Here is a 16786-nt window from a genome sequence, read left to right on the forward strand (position 1 = left end):
AAGCCAATTTATAGCGGCTGGGCCCCTTTTTCGTACACCCGCCCTGCTGTCGCAAGCCGCTAAGCTATTTGGCTATCGCTCGTCTCTGATGCGGGCAGCGTACTCTTCCAGCGAGATGACGCCATCGGCATTGGTGTCATAAAGATTAAAGCTGCCGCTAATTTCAGAGGACGTAGACGCTTCCGTCGGGTCGATCACGCCGTCGCCGTCGGTATCCAGGCGATCGAACGCAGCGCGCACATCCGCCGGTATCGCATTTTGGCTCTTGGCTTCGGCAAAGCTGCCCTCGCCATCCCCATAGGGCAGCTGTGAGCAGCCCCCGAGCAAAATGATGGATCCCGTGACTAATGCCATTTTTATCTTCATTACAACGCTTCTCCTGTCGTTCATTTTAGTTTTACTACGCATCGGCGGCCGCTCACCGGGATAACCCCTCTCCCCCGGCCGCCGACCCCTCACGCCATGGCGTACACCGCCCTGGCACAAGTTTTTTCAAGCCGCCTTTTTGGTTGGCACATCAAGCGACTTTTTCAAGCGACTTTTCAAGCGACTTTGTCATCATTAAGAAAGGCAGCCTCGAGCAGCGCCTGGGTATAGGGGTCCTGAGGACGATCGAAGATCGCCTCGGTGCTGCCCTGCTCTACGACCCGGCCCTCTTTCATCACCAGCACGTTGTCGGCCAGGGCCCGGACCACGGCGAGATCGTGGCTGATAAACAGATACGTGAGCCCGTACTTTTGCTGCAAATCGCGCAGTAGGCGAATCACGCTCATCTGCACCGACCGGTCCAGCGCCGAGGTCGGCTCGTCGAGCAGCAAGAAGTCCGGCTTCAAAATCAGCGCGCGGGCGATGGCGATACGCTGGCGCTGGCCGCCGGAGAACTCGTGGGGGTAGCGCTTGCGCATCGCCGGGTCCAGCGACACCTCCTCGAGGGACTCGATGACCCGCTCTTCCCGGGCCTGGCGGCCGAGTTCGGGGAAGTGGACCTTGAGCCCTTCGCTAATGATCTCGCCGACGGTCAAACGCGGCGAAAGCGAGCCGAAGGGGTCCTGAAAGACCACCTGCATGCGCGAGCGCAGCGGGCGCATTTGCGACTTGTCGAAGCCGGTGATGTCGGTATCTTCAAAGCGCAGGCGGCCGTCGCTTTTCAAAAGCCGCAGCAGAGCGCGGCCCAGGGTGGACTTGCCGGAGCCGGACTCACCGACGATGCCCACGGTCTGCCCGCGGCGCACGTCGAGGCTGATGCCGTGCACCGCCTGGAAGTACTCGTTCTTGCCGAACAGGCGTTTACGCACCGTAAAGCGCACCTTCATGTCGTCGGCCTGCAGAATCACCGGCGCGTCGTCGGCCACCGGCAATTTGCGCCCGCTGGGCTCGGCGTCGAGCAGCATGCGCGTGTAGTCGTGCTGGGGCGCGGTGAACACCTCTTCGGTCGTCCCGCTTTCCACCAGCTCGCCCTGGCACATCACGCAGACCCGCTCGGCAAAGCGGCGCACCAGGCCCAAATCGTGGGTGATGAACAAAATCGCCATACCGTACTGCTTTTGCAGATCGCGCAGCAGGTCGAGAATCTGCGCCTGAACGGTGACATCGAGAGCGGTGGTGGGCTCGTCGGCAATCAGTAGCCGCGGCTCGCAGGCCAACGCCATGGCGATCATTACGCGCTGGCGCTGGCCACCGGAAAGCTCGTGCGGGTAGCTCGCTACGCGCTTGGCAGGCTCGGGAATACCGACCTGGGTCAACAGCTCGACCACGCGGCTGCGTACGGCGCTACCGCTCATCTTGCGGTGCTTTTTGAGGACCTCGGCGATCTGGCGGCCAATCGGGTGGAGCGGATTGAGCGAGGTCATCGGCTCCTGAAAGATCATCGAAATATCGTTACCCAACAGGCTTCGCATCCGCGCGTTGGAGGCCTCGACCAGGTTCTCCCCTTCGAAACGGATCGCCCCGGAGATCTTCGCAAGGCTCGGCAACAGCCGCATCAGCGCGGTAGAGGTCACCGACTTGCCCGACCCCGACTCGCCCACCAGCGCCAAGGTCTCGTTTTCAGCAATGCTGAAGCTTACGCCTTTAACCGCGGAGACCGTGCCGTTGGGTAGCTCGAAATCCACCTTGAGGTTATCGACTTCCAGTAAATCGTTGGACATCCTGGCCTCCTAGCGGGTACGTGGGTCGAGGGCGTCGCGCAGCCCGTCGCCCAGAAAATTGAGACAAAAAAGCGTTACGGCCAAAAATACCGCGGGCACGATCAGCATCCAGGGGGCCCCTTGCATGTTGGAGGTCCCTTCGCTGATCAAAACGCCCCAGCTGGTCAGCGGCTCTTGAACGCCCAGCCCCAAAAACGAAAGGAAGCTTTCGAGCAAAATCACCTTGGGCACCGTCAACGTCACGTAAATGATCACCGGCCCGATGGAGTTGGGAATCAGGTGGCGGGTGACGATCTTGGAATCCTTCACGCCGAGCGCCTGGGAGGCCTCGACGAACTCGCGGCGCTTGAGCGCCAGGGTCTGACCGCGCACGATACGCGCCATATCCAGCCACTCGACGGCGCCGATGGCGGCGTAGATCAGCAGGATATTGCGCCCCAGCACCACCATGAGCAGGATGACCAAAAACATGAAGGGCAGCGAATACATGATGTCGACAAAGCGCATCATCAGGTTATCGACTCGTCCGCCCAGGTACCCGGCAATGGCGCCATAGAGCACGCCGATCACCAGGCTTACGAAGGTCGCCACCAGCGCCACGGACAGCGAAATACGCCCCCCATAAAGCGTGCGGGTCAGAAGATCGCGGCCGTTGGCATCGGTGCCCAGCAAATGAAACCCTTCGGTGGTGGGCGGCACGCCAAAGGCGCTCCAGTCCACTTCGGCAAGCCCCCAGGGCAGCAAAAACGGGCCAACAATACACACCAGCGCAATCAGCGAAAGCACGATGATACTGGCCATGGCGGCGCGGTTTTGGCGCAGCCGGCGCCACGCTTCCTGGCCCAGGCTCTCGCCCTTGAGCGGCGCTTTGGGCGGGTTGGGGCTACCGCCGCCAACACCGTTGCCCGGCTGCTCGTCAGTGGCGTGATAAGTAGAGGTCATAACGCGCTCCGTTCAATCGTCATAGCGGATCTGGGGGTCGAATAGCGAATAAAGGAGATCGACGATCAGGTTCATCAAGACGATCAGTACGCCGTAGAACACCACCGTTCCCATCACCAGGGTGTAGTCCCGGTTGAGCGCGCCCTGGACGAAGTAGCGGCCAATGCCCGGCAACCCGAAGATCTGCTCGATCACCACGGAGCCGGTGATGATGCCCGCAATCGCCGGCCCGAGATAAGACAAAATCGGCAGCATCGCCGGGCGCAGCGCGTGGCGCAGAATCACTTCGCGTTCGGTGAGTCCCTTGGCCCGGGCGGTGCGGATGAAATGACTGCCCAGCACCTCAATCATCGAGGCGCGCATCATCCGGGCAATATAGGCGATCTGCTGAATCGCCAGCGCGACCACGGGGAGCACCAGGTTAGGCAGCGCGCCGCCGTTCCAGCCACCGACTGGCAGCCAGCCAAGAACGATGCCGAAGAACAGCGCCATCAGCGGCGCAATCACGAAGTTGGGCACCGCAATGCCGCCCAGCGCCACCCCCATCAGCGTGTAGTCCACCGCGCTGTTGCGCTTCAAGGCCGCAAACACCCCCATGGGAATCCCCAGCAGCAGCGCCAGCACGATCGCCAGCGCACCAAGCTGAAGGCTGACCGGAAAGCCCTGGAGCAGCAGGTCGCTGACCGAGAAGTCCTTGTAGACGAACGAAGGGCCGAAATCGCCCTGGGCGAGATTGCCCATATAGCGCAGGTACTGCTGCCACAGCGGCTCGTCCATGTGATAGGCGGCCATCAGGTTGGCCTCGATCTCCGGCGGCAGCTGGCGCTCGCCATCGAAAGGCCCGCCCGGGGCCATGCGCATCAAAAAGAACGACAGCGTAATGACGATCAAAAGCGTCGGGATCGCCATGGCAAGGCGTTTGGCAATATAAGTCAGCATGCCTCTGCCCTTTTTGGCTGACGATCGTGCAGGCCAGGTGCGGCGTGGTGTGCCATCTCGGTGTCTACTCCTCGAGCGTGATGTAACGAAGCGGGTGAACGTCCAGCGGCGTGGCGTGCCAACCGGAAACCCTGGGCGAGACCAGCGCCAAATTGACGTAGTCGTAAATCGGCAGCAGCGCGTAGTCGTCGAGCAACATTTGCTCGGCCTCGGTCAGCACCTCGGCCCGCGCCTCGGGATCGAGAATCGCATCGCTGCGCGCGACCAGTTCGTCGTATTCGGCGTTATGGTAGCCGGTGCTGCGCGCCGAGGTGCCGCCGTCGCTGTAGGCGTTCAAAAAGTCGTAGGGGTCGTCGATGGTGGCGACCATACCGTAGCGGGCCAGCTCGAATTTGCCTTCATTGATGTTGGCAAAGTGGGTGGCGGCTTCGCTATTGTTGAGCGACACCTCGACGCCCAATGGCTGCCACATGGCGGCAATGGCCACGGCGACCCGGCGGTGATCGTCCAGGGTGTTGTAGCGCAGCTCGACCTCGAGCGGGTTGTCCGGCCCGTAGCCCGCCTCATCCAGCAGTTGCCGGGCGCGCTCGAGGCGTTCGTCCATGGGCATATCGGCAAACGCCATTTTGCCCTGGGTGCCGCCCGAGGTCGCCTGCGGGACAAACCAGTAAGAGGGCACCTGTCCCATGCCTAAAATCTGGTCGGCGATCACTTCGCGGCGGCTGGCGAGATTCAGCGCCTCGCGCACGCGTATGTCGCTGAAGGGGCTGTCCTCTTCCATGTTGAACATGTAGAAGTAGCTGGCGACCATCGGGCTCACCTGCAGCGCATCCGCCAGGTTTTCCTCGATCCAGCCGAACTGCTGGCCGGGCACGCCGCTATAGCTGATATCCAGTTCCCCCGCGCGGTAACGGGTCAGCGCCGCACTGGCGTCTTCGATGGGGTAGAAGATCGCCTCGTCGAGGGCGACGTCATCGGCGGCGTAGTAGGCCGGGTTTTTCGCCAGGGTGATATGGTCCTGGGGCTGCCACTGCTCAAGCGTGAAGGGTCCGCTCACCGGCGTCTGCCCCGGGGTGATCCAGCGCTGGCCCTGGGCGGTCACGTAATGTTCGGGCAGCGGCGCGGCCTCGGGCATCGCCAGCGCCTGCATGAACCAGGCGGCGGGCTTGGCGAAATGAATGCGCAGGGTGTGTTCATCCAGCGCTTCAACGCCCAGGCTTTCCGGCTCGGCCTCGCCAATATTGACGGCGTGAGCGCCTTCGATGGGGTAGTAAAGCTGGGCATTGTGCGCGGCAAGCTCGGGGCGCAACAGGCGGCGCAGGCTGTAAAGCGCATCATCGGCGGTAATCGGCTCGCCGTCGGACCACTCGGCGCCCTCGCGCAAGTAAAGCGTCAGCTCATCACCGGCCTCGTTCATCTCCCAGCGCTCGGCAAGGCCCGGCACCAGCTCGCCTTCCGGGCTATAGCTTACCAGGGTTTCGAACATCTCGCGGATGATGCGGGACTCCCAGACACCGCTGGAGCGCTGCGGGTCGAGCGTACCCGGCTCCGCGCCGTTGTCGATACGCAGCGTCGCGGCCTGGGCACCAAGGCTTGTCAGTGCAAGCGTGGCAGCACCGATGGCCACCGCCAAACGGGATAAATGGGGCATACGGCCTCCTGTTTTTGGGCCGGTCGCGTCCTTTGGGACACGCACGGCTTCGCCGGCCTTGTGAGGCGTAAGCAGTTAAAATCGGGAAATAAAACGCTTTGAAGGCAAGGCCGGCCGTACCGGCCTTGCGAGTAGTGACTACTCGTCGAAACTTACCCAGCGCGACGGATGGTCGTCCTGGATATTATTCTCCCAGCCGGAGAGCGCCGGATTGACCAGGTTGCGGCTGACGTAGAACATCAGCGGTGCAAAGGCGTTATCTTCAAGCGCCAGCTGTTCGGCCTGCTCGAGAATGGCCTGGCGCTCGTCGAGGTCCTGGGTCTGCGCCGCTTCGTCCATCAAGGCGTCGAACTCGGAATTGCTGTAGGCGCCGTAGTTGTTGCCTACGCCACTTTGCAGCAGCACCAGGAAGTTCTCGGCGTCGTTGTAGTCGGCAATCCAGCCAGCCCGGGCGACATCGAAATCGCCTTCGGCGATGGACTGGTAGTGCACCGTCGCTTCGGAGTTGACCATCTCGACATTGACCCCAAGCGGGCGCCACATGGCGGCGATGGCCACGGCAATGCGCTGGTGCTCATCGTTGGAGTTGTAGCGTAGGCGCAGATTAAGAGGATTGCTTTGGCTATAGCCCGCCTCTTCCATCAGCTCCTGGGCGCGGGCCATGCGGTCATCGAAGGACTCGTCGGCAATCGCCATCGGCTGCTGCTCGTAGTGGCTGGTGCCGGGCGGCACCAACGAAAAGGCGGTCTCGAAGGTGCCTTTCATCAGCTGCTCGGTGATTACGTCGCGGCGAATCACCAGGTTGAGCGCCTCGCGTACCCGCGCGTCCGTCGTCGGGTGGCCGTCGCGGTGGTTGAACACGTAGTAGTAGGCGCCCTGGTAAGGCGCCATCTGGGTGGCGTCGGGCAGGTTCTCCATGAGCCACTCGTAGCGCTCGGAATTATAGTCCCGAATGATATCCAGTTCCCCGGCGCGAAAGCGCGAGATCGCCGCATTGCGGTCTTCGGTAGTGTGGAACACCACGCCGTCCAGGCTCACGTCGTCCGCGTCGTAGTAGGTCGGGCTCTTCTCGGTGGTGATGGTGGACTGCGAAATCCACTCGACCGGATGGAAGGCGCCGTTGGAGGCGATATGATCCAGATCGATCCAGCGCCGGCCGTGCTCTTCTACCAGGTGCGCGGGCTGCGGGTAGGCGGTGTAGTGGGTCAAAAGCTGGGTAAAGTAGGGCGTCGGATGATTGAGTTCGACCTTCAGCGTGCGCCCGTCGTCGAGCGACTCTACGCCCAGGGCCTCAAGCGGCTCTTCGCCCAGATTGACGGCCCGTGCGTTGACCACCGGGTAGAGCATGTAGGCGTATTTGGAGGCGTTGGCGGGGTTAAGCATCTGACGCCAACCCACCACGAAGTCTTCGGCGGTGACCGGCTCGCCATCCGACCAGACCGCGCCATCGCGCATCTGGAAGGTGTAAGTCAGGCCATCGTCGGAGATCTCGTAATCCGTTGCCATGCCCGGCTGGAGTTCGCCATCCGGCCCTTCTTTGAAGAGACCTTCGAACACGTCCATGAGCACCTGGGACTCCCAAACACCGCCCGAGACCTGGGAAGTATCGAAAGACGCAAGTTCGCCCATCACACCGATATCCAGTGTTTCAGCCTGAACCGATTGGCTAGCAAGGGCTGCAGACGCAATAAATACCGCAGTGGACAGTGCACGTTTGTGCACACCGCTTACAAGGCGCATAGTGATCTCCCAAGGATCTGATAAATATGACTTATCTGGTTGTTGTGATATCGATAGGCGTGCGCTTGAAACGCTATATCAGCTGTTTTTCGCTGTTTTCTTTTCTAAGGATATTATGGTTTTTTTAATTAGCCGTCTAGCCAGTGAAACAAATAATTCTCTTGTACAACTAATAACACACGTTATTTACTTTGGCTTAAATAAAAACCTGGTTATTTAAACCACCCAATGGTAACCAAACGATAAAATCACGCTAAGTGAACAGACTGGCGTGTAAAAACCCGGGCGACCCTGGGCCGCTGAGCGCCTTATTGTTAGGTAGTATGGGGCCACACCTCGTCACCTTCTCTACTGGTACAGGAAGCGGCCATGCGCCTTTTGATACTCGCAAGCTCCACGAGTGCTTTTTTCAACCTGTACCAGTTGCAGGCGATCTACCCCTGGCTTGTAGGCCGGCTCGATGCCAGCCTCACTCAGGCGGGTTGGCTCAATATGGCCACTCTTTTTGGCATGATGCTGACCGCCCCCTTTGCCAACCGCATTACTCGGGGGCGCTCCTCGCATAGCGCCATTTTGATGGGCGTCGGGTTTTTGATCGCGCTGAATATCCTGCTGGCGTTCAGCACTACGCTGAGCGTCACCTGGTGGCTTCGCGTGGCCCAGGGCGTAGTCTTGCCCTGCGTTCTGACGTCTACCGTCGCGCTGTTGGCCCAGGCTGACAACGAGGCGCAGCGCGCCCGCCGGGTCGGTTTTTTTGTGGCCGGCACCATTATCGGCAGCACGTTAAGCCGCTTTTACCCCGCCTGGGCGCTGGATGTATTCGCCTGGCGCGGCGGGTTCTTGAGCTGCGCGGCACTTTTGGGGCTTTCGTGGCTGGTCATCTTCCGGCAAACGCAAACACAGCCGCTTAAGCTGGCGCCGCCGAGCGAGCAGGCGCCTTACCTTCAACTGCTCAAAAAGGCGCTTTTGGAGAACCGCCTGGCGGTGGCGTACTGCGTGGGCTTTACCCTGCTCTTTACCCAAAGCGCTGTCTTTACCGTGTTGGGGCTGCGCCTCGCCCAGGCGCCCTTCAACTACTCCTCCGCGCAGATCGGGCTGGTCTACCTTGCATCCTTGCCTGCCATCGCCGCGGTCATCGCTAGCCCCAAACTCTATCGAAACAGCAGCGAGACGCGCTTCTTTTTGCCCTTTACTGCGCTGCTGTGGGTGTCGCTGGCGTTCGCCAATACCGGCTTTTACACGAGCCTTTTAAGTGTCGGGCTCTTTGCCATTAGCACCTACCTGCTGCAAACGCTGACCACGCGTATGGTAAGCCGGGCGCAACGCGTGCCCGCTTCGTTTGCAAGTGGCCTCTACCTTACTTTCTACTACGCCGGTGGCGCCCTGGGCGCCACGCTTGCCGCCTTCTGCTACAGCCATTGGGGCTGGGCGGGGGCCCTTGCACTGGTGGGGGTAGTGCACGTGCTTACCCTCGTGTCGGTGCTTGCGCTGCTGGCCGCGGGCCGGCGCCAAGACGCCCGCGCCGGCAAGAGTGAATAAACCGTGCTTTTTAACCCAGCCACATGCGCAGCGGCATCCAAAGGCCCATGCCCACCATCACCAGGTTTTCGGTCAATGACACGAAACCCAGCGGCACGTTGCTGCCCCCGCCCACGCAGGCGCACTTGAGTTCGCGTTTGTCGATGTAAACCGCCTTGAAAACGGAGACCGCGCCCACCCCGCCGACAAAAAGCGCCAGCGGCGCGGCCAGCCAAATAAGCGCCCCGGCCAGCATCAAAAGACCGGCCAGGGTTTCGATGAAAGGATACACGTAGCCGTAGGGCACGTAGCGCTGAGCGAGCAGGTCGTAGTTGACGAACATGGTGCTGAAACTTTCCACGTCCTGAAGTTTTTGCAGGCCAAGCAGCACCATCGCCGTGGCGATGGCGTACTCCGGCATACGCGGGCCCAGCAACGTGCCCTGAGCGGCCCAGCTCACGGCCAGGCCGATCAACAAGGCCACGGCGAAGATCGCCAGCACCGGGCGGTAGGTGGTGGCGTTGGGGTCGCGCACGCGCAGGCCCAGATGCTTGCGTACGTCTTCGTAACCGCCGATGCGCGTGTCATTGATATAGGTCTGGGGCGTGGTCTTGACGTCTTCCCGCGCCTTGAAGGCGTCGATCTCCTCGCGGGAGGTCAGCCAGTGATCCTCCACCGTAAAACCCTTGCGCTTGAGAAGATCCACCGTTTTCACGCCAAACGGGCAGCGGTGGGTAGTCATGTTCATACGATAGACGCGGGCCGTGCCCTGGGTAGTACTTGCCATCGTCGCCTCCTGAAGGGGTCTTCGAATCCATGGGGTTCGTCAATAAGCGTAGAACCTATGGGCCACCCATGGGTCAAGGCGTGTCTGCCCCGGGTGGGCAAGCTTAGCGCGCGTGGTGGCGGCGCAACGTCAGAGCAAACCCCAGAACCCCGGCGATGGGCCCTGGCACTAAAAGCCAGGCCGCGTCCAGGCCGGTACGCTCGAATAGGGCGGTGATGGCGGTAATCGACACCACGGTGATGGCAAAGCCGATAGCGTTCAAAATGGCCAGCGCCGCGCCGACGATGGCCGGCGGGCAGGCCCTGGCGGAAAGCGCCGAGAACTGCGGCGAGTCCGCCACGACCGCCGCGCCCCACACCAGCAGCAGCGCCAAAAGCGCCACCGGGGGGAGCTGACGCCAGAATAGCGCGAACAGCACCGCGCAGAGACACGACAGCGCCAGCGCCGCAAGCGCCACCGGCGCGCTGCCAAACCTTCGCGAAAGCGCCCCGCCCAGCAGACACCCCAGCGCCCCAATGCCGATCACACCGAAGGCCAAGCCCGAAATACCAAGGCCCGGGTAGGCGCCAAGCAGCACCGAGCTTGCCACCAGCAGCGGCACCAGGGTCCAGAAAGCATAGAGCTCCCACATATGGCCAAAATAGCCCCAGGCCGCCGCGCGAAAGCGGGGAACCTTGAACGCCTCGATCACACGAATACGCCTGGCCCCGGGCTTGGGCCGCGCGGGCAGGTGGGGCCCATCGCCCAGCCAAAAAATCAACGCCGCCCCCAAAAGCGCCAGCAGCGAAGACGCGCTGATCACCACCTGCCAGGCAATCTCGGCCCCCAGCTGTTTGAGGCCGTGGGGCAAGGCGGTGCCTAGCGTGAGCATGGCGACCAGCTGGGCAAGCGCCTGGCCGGTGCGCTCTGGCGCCCAGCTCACCACCAGTTTCATGCCCACCGGGTAGATCCCCGCCAGGCTCAGCCCCACCAGAAAGCGCCAGAAAAGCGCGTCCCCAAGCCCCTGCGCCCCCCAGGCAAACAGCGCGTTAAATAGCGCCCCGGCCAGCGCGCAGCCAACGAACAGGTGGCTGGCTCGAAAGCGGTCCGCCAGCCCGGTAAGCGCCAGCGAGAGCGTACCCAGAATGAAGCCGCCCTGCACCGCGCCGGTCAGCCAGCCGATATCCGTGGCGCTCACGCTCCAGACGCGCATCAGCTCATCAAAAGCACTATTGGCACTAAACCACAGGGAGGTGCCCAGCAACTGAGCGAAAGCGATCACGGCCACCGGCCTTTTGGCCAAAAGGCCCGGCGAAGAAAAAGCGCGTCGTGCCATATGCTTTAGGGCGTCAGCGCTTTGGAAGAGGCCGCCTTCTTGCCGCGGGCCCTGCGCTCGGGCTCGGCGGGAAACTCGGTATCCACCCGGTCGATAAAATCCTCGAGCTCGGCAAAAAGCGCCTCGCGGATAGTCGCGGCTTCGTTCACCAGGTGGTGGCGCGCCTCGGGGTGGCGATACACCGTCGCCTCGGGCAGTTTGTCGGCCAGGATTTCGAGGTTGCGCTCCCAGTCCACGGTCATGTCCTGCTCGCCTTGTAAAATCAGCGTGGGCAGCGCCAGCGGCTCGAACGCCAGCAGCCTGGGAATCCAGCGGCGCATGGCCGAAATCCAGGCAACACTGAGCCGCTCGGGCTGCAGCGGGTCCTGGTCGCGCAGAAACGCGGTGAAGGTTTCGTCGGTGGAGTTGGGGCGGTACTTACGGGGCAGCTCTTTTACAAAGGGACTGGCGATTAGATGCACCCAGCTGGCCTGGCTCCAGCGCCAGGGGCGCACCAACGGCGCCAGCAGGACGATACCCGCCCAGCGGGCCGCTTCGCGTTTTTCCAGGGCGTCGGTGATCAGAATGGACCCGCCGGTACTTTGGCCAATGCCGACCCAGGGCGTGGGCGCCAAGCTCGCCGCCTGCAGCGTTTCTTTTAAGTGGGTAAAGCAGTGCTGATAGTCGCTGAACTCGTTGATTTCCGCGCGGGGGCCGCTGGAAAGCCCGTGGCCGGGCAAATCCCACAGCACCACCAGCCAGCCCTTGTCCAGCAGGCTTTTCAGCAGGTGGCGATAAAGCCCCAGGTGGTCGAAATAGCCGTGCACCACGAAGATGGTGCCCTTGGGCGCAATAGGGCTCCAGACCTGACACCACAAGTTGAACTGCCCGGTATCGATAAACCCGGCATAGACCGAAGGCGTACTCTCGAAAAGGATGTCGAGCTGGTAGTGCTGAAAGTAGCTTTTCACCGCCTGCGTCAGCGCCGTCCCCGGCGCCAGGTAGTGCAGCGCCGGGGCATCGCTTGCCTGGCGGAACACCTCTGATAAATGATCGAACTCGTGCATTACCTGTCTCCCTGAATGGCCATGTAGCCCGCCTGGCCATCGCGCGCGTTATTATCATTTAGTCGAGCACGGCGGCGCTTTAACGACTACGCTATTTACACGCCCCAGCGTTTGTGGAAGTATTTTCCATAAATACTCATTGATACGGGCCGTGGCCCCTTCATCCCCACGGGCACCTTCACAGGAGAGACCCATGAGCGAGCGTATCACGCGCCACCGTCTACAGGTGGCCGCCAGCCTGGACCGTTTTATCAGCGAACACGCCCTGCCGGGCACCGGTATCGACGAAAACGCCTTCTGGTCCGGCGTCGATGCCTTGTTCTTCGATCTTACCCCGAAAAACCAGCGCCTGCTGGAAGAGCGCGAAACGCTGCAACAAGCGCTCGACGCTTGGCACAAGGAGCATCCCGGCGCGATCAATGACATGGCCGCCTATAAAAGCTTCCTTAAAAAGCAGAATTACCTGGTGGACGCCCCGGCCAACGTTAACGTTACAACGGCCAACGTCGATCGTGAAGTCGCCATTCAGGCAGGCCCGCAGCTGGTCGTGCCGGTCAGCAACGCCCGCTACTCGCTGAACGCCGCCAACGCCCGCTGGGGAAGCCTCTATGACGCGCTCTACGGCACCGATGCGATCTCCGAAGAGGACGGCGCCGAGAAGGGCACAAGCTTCAACCCCAAGCGTGGTGAAAAGGTCATCGCCTACGCCCGCGGCGTGCTGGACCGCGCAGCGCCCCTGGCCACCGGTTCCCACCGAGACGCGGTCAAGTATAGCCTGCGCGACGGCCACCTGGTGGTGACCCTGGAGGGCGGGCGCGAAACCGGCCTGAAAGATGCCGGCAAGCTGATCGGCTTTAACGGCGACGAAAGCGCGCCAAGCGCGGTACTGCTCTCCAACAACGACCTGCACCTCGAGATACAGATCGACGCGACGGATTCGATCGGCAAGACCGACCCGGCGGGGGTGAAGGATGTCGTGGTCGAAGCCGCACTGACCACCATCATGGACTGCGAAGACTCCGTCGCCGCGGTCGACGCCGAGGATAAAGTCGGCATTTACAGCAACTGGCTGGGCCTGATGCGCGGCGATCTGGAAGAGAAGATCGAAAAAGGCGGCAAGACGACCACGCGCACGCTCAACGCCGACCGCACCTGGCAAACCACCGAGGGCGGAAGCGTCACGCTTCCCGGCCGCTCGCTGATGTTCGTGCGCAACGTGGGCCACTTGATGACCACGCCGGCCATTCTGGATGAAGACGGCAATGAATTGCCCGAAGGCATTCTCGACGCCGTCATGACCTCGCTGCTCGCACTGAATGATTTGAAAAAAGACGCCGACCAACCGCGCAACTCCCGCGCAGGCTCGGTCTACATCGTCAAACCGAAAATGCACGGCCCCAAAGAAGTGGCCTTTGCCAACGAACTCTTCAGCCGGGTGGAAGATATCCTCGGCATGAGCCGCGACACCCTGAAAATGGGCATCATGGACGAAGAACGCCGCACCACGGTGAACCTCAAGGCGTGTATCGCCGAGGCGACATCAAGAGTGGTGTTCATCAACACCGGCTTTTTGGACCGCACCGGCGACGAGATGCACACCGCCATGGAAGCGGGCCCGATGGTGCGCAAGGGCGACATGAAGTCCGCCGCCTGGATCACCGCTTACGAAAAGAACAACGTACAGGTGGGCCTGGCCTGCGGCCTGCGCGGCCGCGCCCAGATCGGCAAGGGCATGTGGGCCATGCCGGATCTGATGCATAACATGCTCGAGCAGAAAATCGGCCACCCGAAAGCCGGCGCCAACACCGCCTGGGTGCCCTCGCCCACCGCGGCGGTGCTCCACGCGCTGCATTACCATCAGGTGAAGGTCGCCGACGTTCAGCGTGAGCTTGAAAGCCAGGGCGAGACGGACCTGCTCGACGAGCTACTCACCGTGCCGGTCGCCGATAACACCAACTGGCCGGATGACGAGATTCAGCAGGAGCTAGATAACAACTGCCAGGGGATTCTGGGCTACGTGGTGCGCTGGGTCGAGCACGGCGTGGGCTGCTCCAAAGTACCGGACATTCACGATGTCGGCCTGATGGAAGACCGCGCAACGCTGCGTATCTCCAGCCAGCACATCGCCAACTGGCTCCACCACGGCATCGTCGATGAAGCCCGCGTGCAAGAAACGCTCAAGCGCATGGCCAAGGTCGTCGACGAGCAAAACGCCCAGGATGCAAGCTACACCGCCATGAGCGCCGACTTTGACGGCTCCACCGCCTTCAAGGCAGCGTCTGACCTGATTTTCAAGGGCCGCGAGCAGCCCTCGGGTTACACCGAACCGCTCCTCCACGAGTGGCGCCAGGTGCATAAGAAAAAAGCGCACAAGGCGAAGTAAGCCAGCACCAACGAAAGGCCCCGGGCATCACTGCCCGGGGCCTTTTTCATGGGTGATGCCACCTTCAGCGCTCTGACGGCGAGGGCCGCTTCCCATGAAGCGGCCACGAACGCGCTGACAAGGCGCGCCGAAGGTTAGAGCGCCGGCAATTTATCGAGCATACGATCAAGGGTCAGCGGGTAGTCGCGAAGGCGGATGCCCGTGGCGTTGTACATGGCGTTGGCCACCGCTGCGGCGCCGCCGCAAATGCCCAGCTCCCCGACCCCTTTGGCTTTCAAGGGGGTGGAGGCGCTGTCCTGGGTGTCCAGGAAGATCACGTCCTGGTCGGGAATGTCGGCGTGAACCGCGATCTCGTAGCCGGCGAAATCGTGATTGGCGAAAAAGCCCCGCGCGTTATCCACGGTCAGGCTTTCGGTCAGCGCCGCGCCGATCGACATGGTCATGCCGCCCAGTACCTGGCTTCGTGCGGTAATCGGGTTGAGAATGCGCCCGGCATCGCACACCGAGAGCATGCGAAGAAGGCGCGTTTCACCGGTGTAGGCGTGTACCGCCACTTCGACGAAATGCGCCGCGAAGGTGCCGATCTCCAGGTCATCCTTGAAGTCGCCAAAGTGCAGCGTATCTTCGCCGACGATCTCTTCGCCCTGGGCCACATCGCGCAAGGCAACGCTTTTATCATCGGTGATCACCTGGCCGTTCTCGAAGCGCGCCGACGCGACGCCCAGGCGCTTGTTGATCTCGCCTTGTAGCGCCAGACACGCCGCGTAAACCCCGGCGGTGGCACTGGCCGCGCCCATCTGGCCGCCGGAGCCCGAGGCCGTGGGGTAGGCGCTATTGCCCAAACGCACTTCCACATCGTCCATTTCCAGCCCCATGGTTTCCGCAGCGGTCTGGGCGATGATGGTGTAGGAGCCGGTGCCGATATCGGTCATATCGGTTTCGACGATCAAACGGCCTTCGCTAAGGCGTATCCGCGCGCCGGAATCCAGGGTGGGGGCACCGCGGTAGGCACCCGCCACGCCCTGGCCGATCAGCCACTGCCCTTCACGCTGCCCGCCGGGGGTGGTGTTGCGCGAGGCCCAGCCGAACGCCTCGGCGCCCTTGCGTAAGCACTCCACGAAATGGCGGTCGCTATAGCGTTTCTCGGGCGTTTCCGGATTGACCTGGGTGTCGTTGAGAATCCTGAATTCCACCGGGTCCATCTGGAGCTTTTCGGCCATTTCGTCCATGGCGATTTCCAGAACGGCCAGGCCCGTCGCCTCGCCGGGGGCGCGCATGTCGGCGGATTCCGGCAGGTTCATGTCGATAGCGTGATGGGCGGTGCGGCGGTTTTCGCCGGCGTAGAAGCAGCGCGTCTGGTTCACCGCGTCTTCGCCGCTGCCGCCGGGCAGGGTATGCGAAATGGCCGCATGATCGAAGGCGGTAATGTGCCCATCCTTGTTGGCCGCGATGCGCAGCCGCTGCACGGTGCCGGAGCGGTGGGTGGCGTTGTTGAAGATGAACGAACGCGGCAGCGCCACCTTCACCGGGCGGCCGGTCTCTCGAGAACCCAGCGCGGCGAGCACGGCATCGGCCCGAAGAAACAGCTTGCCGCCGAAGCCACCGCCAATGTAGGGGCTTTCCAAACGGATGTCGTCCGGGTCGAGCTCGAAGGTGGTCGCCAGCGCCTGGTGGGTCCACTCGATCATCTGGTTCGAGGTCCAGAGCGTCATTTTCTTGCCATCGCACCAGTCCGCGATGGTCGCGTGGGGCTCCATCATGGCGTGGCTTTGCGAGGCGGTGTGATAGGTCTCGTCCATGGTCACGTCGGCGCGCTCGAACGCCGCGTCTACATCGCCCACGTGCGCGACCACATCGCTGTCCTGAAGGCGCTTCCAGGCATCGTCCAGGTCATACTCCCCCGGCGTTTGCTCGTACTCCACCTCGATGAGCGACGTGGCCGCTCGCGCCTGCTCCAGGGTATCGGCCACCACCACCGCGATGGCCTGATGGTAGTGCTCGACGATGTCGCCACCGAACAGCTTGGCCACGTTCGTGGAGGGCCGGGGCAGCTCATCGATGTCCAGCGCGGTGATCACCGCCGCCACACCCTCGGCATTGCGCGCCGCCGAGGCGTCCATGCGGGTGATCCGGCCCTTGGCGATGCTCGACCCCAAGGGGTAGCCGACCAGCGGGTTCGCCGCCACGTCGTGACGCTCGTAGGCGTAAGGGGCGGTGCCGGTCACTTTGAGCGCGCCGTCGATGCGCGTGTGGGGCTTGCCGATGATGCGCGCGCGATCGAACAGGTTGTCGTCGGTTGACTGATTAAAATCCATACA

At 62.2% G+C, this 16786-nt stretch carries 12 protein-coding genes; 2 read left to right on the plus strand and 10 right to left on the minus strand.

Annotated features, from left to right (window positions below; translation table 11 throughout):
- Positions 1-72 precede the first annotated feature (72 nt).
- The 6 genes from ACWHVV_RS17495 to ACWHVV_RS17520 form a co-directional block, all read right to left on the minus strand.
- Positions 73-354, minus strand: a complete 282-nt coding sequence (locus tag ACWHVV_RS17495) for an EF-hand domain-containing protein (RefSeq protein ID WP_447927351.1) — start codon at positions 352-354, stop codon at positions 73-75.
- A gap of 188 nt (positions 355-542) precedes the next feature.
- Positions 543-2147, minus strand: a complete 1605-nt coding sequence (locus ACWHVV_RS17500) for an ABC transporter ATP-binding protein (RefSeq protein ID WP_447927352.1) — start codon at positions 2145-2147, stop codon at positions 543-545.
- 9 nt (positions 2148-2156) lie between these two features.
- Positions 2157-3089, minus strand: coding sequence for an ABC transporter permease (locus tag ACWHVV_RS17505; RefSeq protein ID WP_447894619.1), 933 nt, complete (start codon positions 3087-3089; stop codon positions 2157-2159).
- A 12-nt stretch (positions 3090-3101) separates the two neighbouring features.
- The gene (oppB, locus tag ACWHVV_RS17510) at positions 3102-4028 is read right to left on the minus strand and encodes an oligopeptide ABC transporter permease OppB (RefSeq protein WP_447530280.1); all 927 of its coding nucleotides are present in this window, start codon (positions 4026-4028) and stop codon (positions 3102-3104) included.
- 64 nt (positions 4029-4092) lie between these two features.
- Positions 4093-5679, minus strand: a complete 1587-nt coding sequence (locus tag ACWHVV_RS17515; RefSeq protein WP_447927353.1) for a peptide ABC transporter substrate-binding protein — start codon at positions 5677-5679, stop codon at positions 4093-4095.
- Between the two features lie 138 nt (positions 5680-5817).
- On the minus strand, positions 5818-7419 hold the full coding sequence (locus tag ACWHVV_RS17520) for a peptide ABC transporter substrate-binding protein (RefSeq protein WP_447927354.1): 1602 nt from the start codon (positions 7417-7419) through the stop codon (positions 5818-5820).
- Between the two features lie 369 nt (positions 7420-7788).
- Between ACWHVV_RS17520 and ACWHVV_RS17525 the strand changes: the two genes are divergently transcribed.
- The gene (locus ACWHVV_RS17525) at positions 7789-8958 is read left to right on the plus strand and encodes an MFS transporter (RefSeq protein ID WP_447927355.1); all 1170 of its coding nucleotides are present in this window, start codon (positions 7789-7791) and stop codon (positions 8956-8958) included.
- 10 nt (positions 8959-8968) lie between these two features.
- On the opposite strand, the gene ACWHVV_RS17530 is transcribed toward ACWHVV_RS17525, so the two are convergent.
- The 3 genes from ACWHVV_RS17530 to ACWHVV_RS17540 all read right to left on the minus strand — a co-directional run bounded on the left by ACWHVV_RS17530 (position 8969) and on the right by ACWHVV_RS17540 (position 12085).
- Positions 8969-9724, minus strand: a complete 756-nt coding sequence (locus ACWHVV_RS17530) for a glutaredoxin family protein (protein ID WP_447927356.1) — start codon at positions 9722-9724, stop codon at positions 8969-8971.
- Positions 9725-9827: 103 nt separating this feature from the next.
- Positions 9828-10985 (minus strand): MFS transporter, encoded by a 1158-nt coding sequence (locus ACWHVV_RS17535; protein ID WP_447927357.1) that lies wholly within the window; start codon positions 10983-10985, stop codon positions 9828-9830.
- A 59-nt stretch (positions 10986-11044) separates the two neighbouring features.
- Positions 11045-12085 (minus strand): alpha/beta hydrolase, encoded by a 1041-nt coding sequence (locus ACWHVV_RS17540; RefSeq protein ID WP_447927358.1) that lies wholly within the window; start codon positions 12083-12085, stop codon positions 11045-11047.
- Between the two features lie 193 nt (positions 12086-12278).
- On the opposite strand from ACWHVV_RS17540, the gene ACWHVV_RS17545 reads away from it, so the two are divergent.
- A complete protein-coding gene (locus tag ACWHVV_RS17545) occupies positions 12279-14468 on the plus strand; it encodes a malate synthase G (RefSeq protein WP_447927359.1) in 2190 nt (729 codons plus the stop codon).
- A gap of 134 nt (positions 14469-14602) precedes the next feature.
- On the opposite strand, the gene paoC is transcribed toward ACWHVV_RS17545, so the two are convergent.
- Positions 14603-16783 carry an aldehyde oxidoreductase molybdenum-binding subunit PaoC gene (gene paoC / locus ACWHVV_RS17550; protein WP_447927360.1) on the minus strand — a complete coding sequence of 727 codons (2181 nt, stop codon included), beginning with the start codon at positions 16781-16783 and terminating at the stop codon, positions 14603-14605.
- Between the last annotated feature and the right edge of the window lie 3 nt (positions 16784-16786).

It is taken from the genome of Vreelandella sp. EE27, from assembly GCF_968206495.1.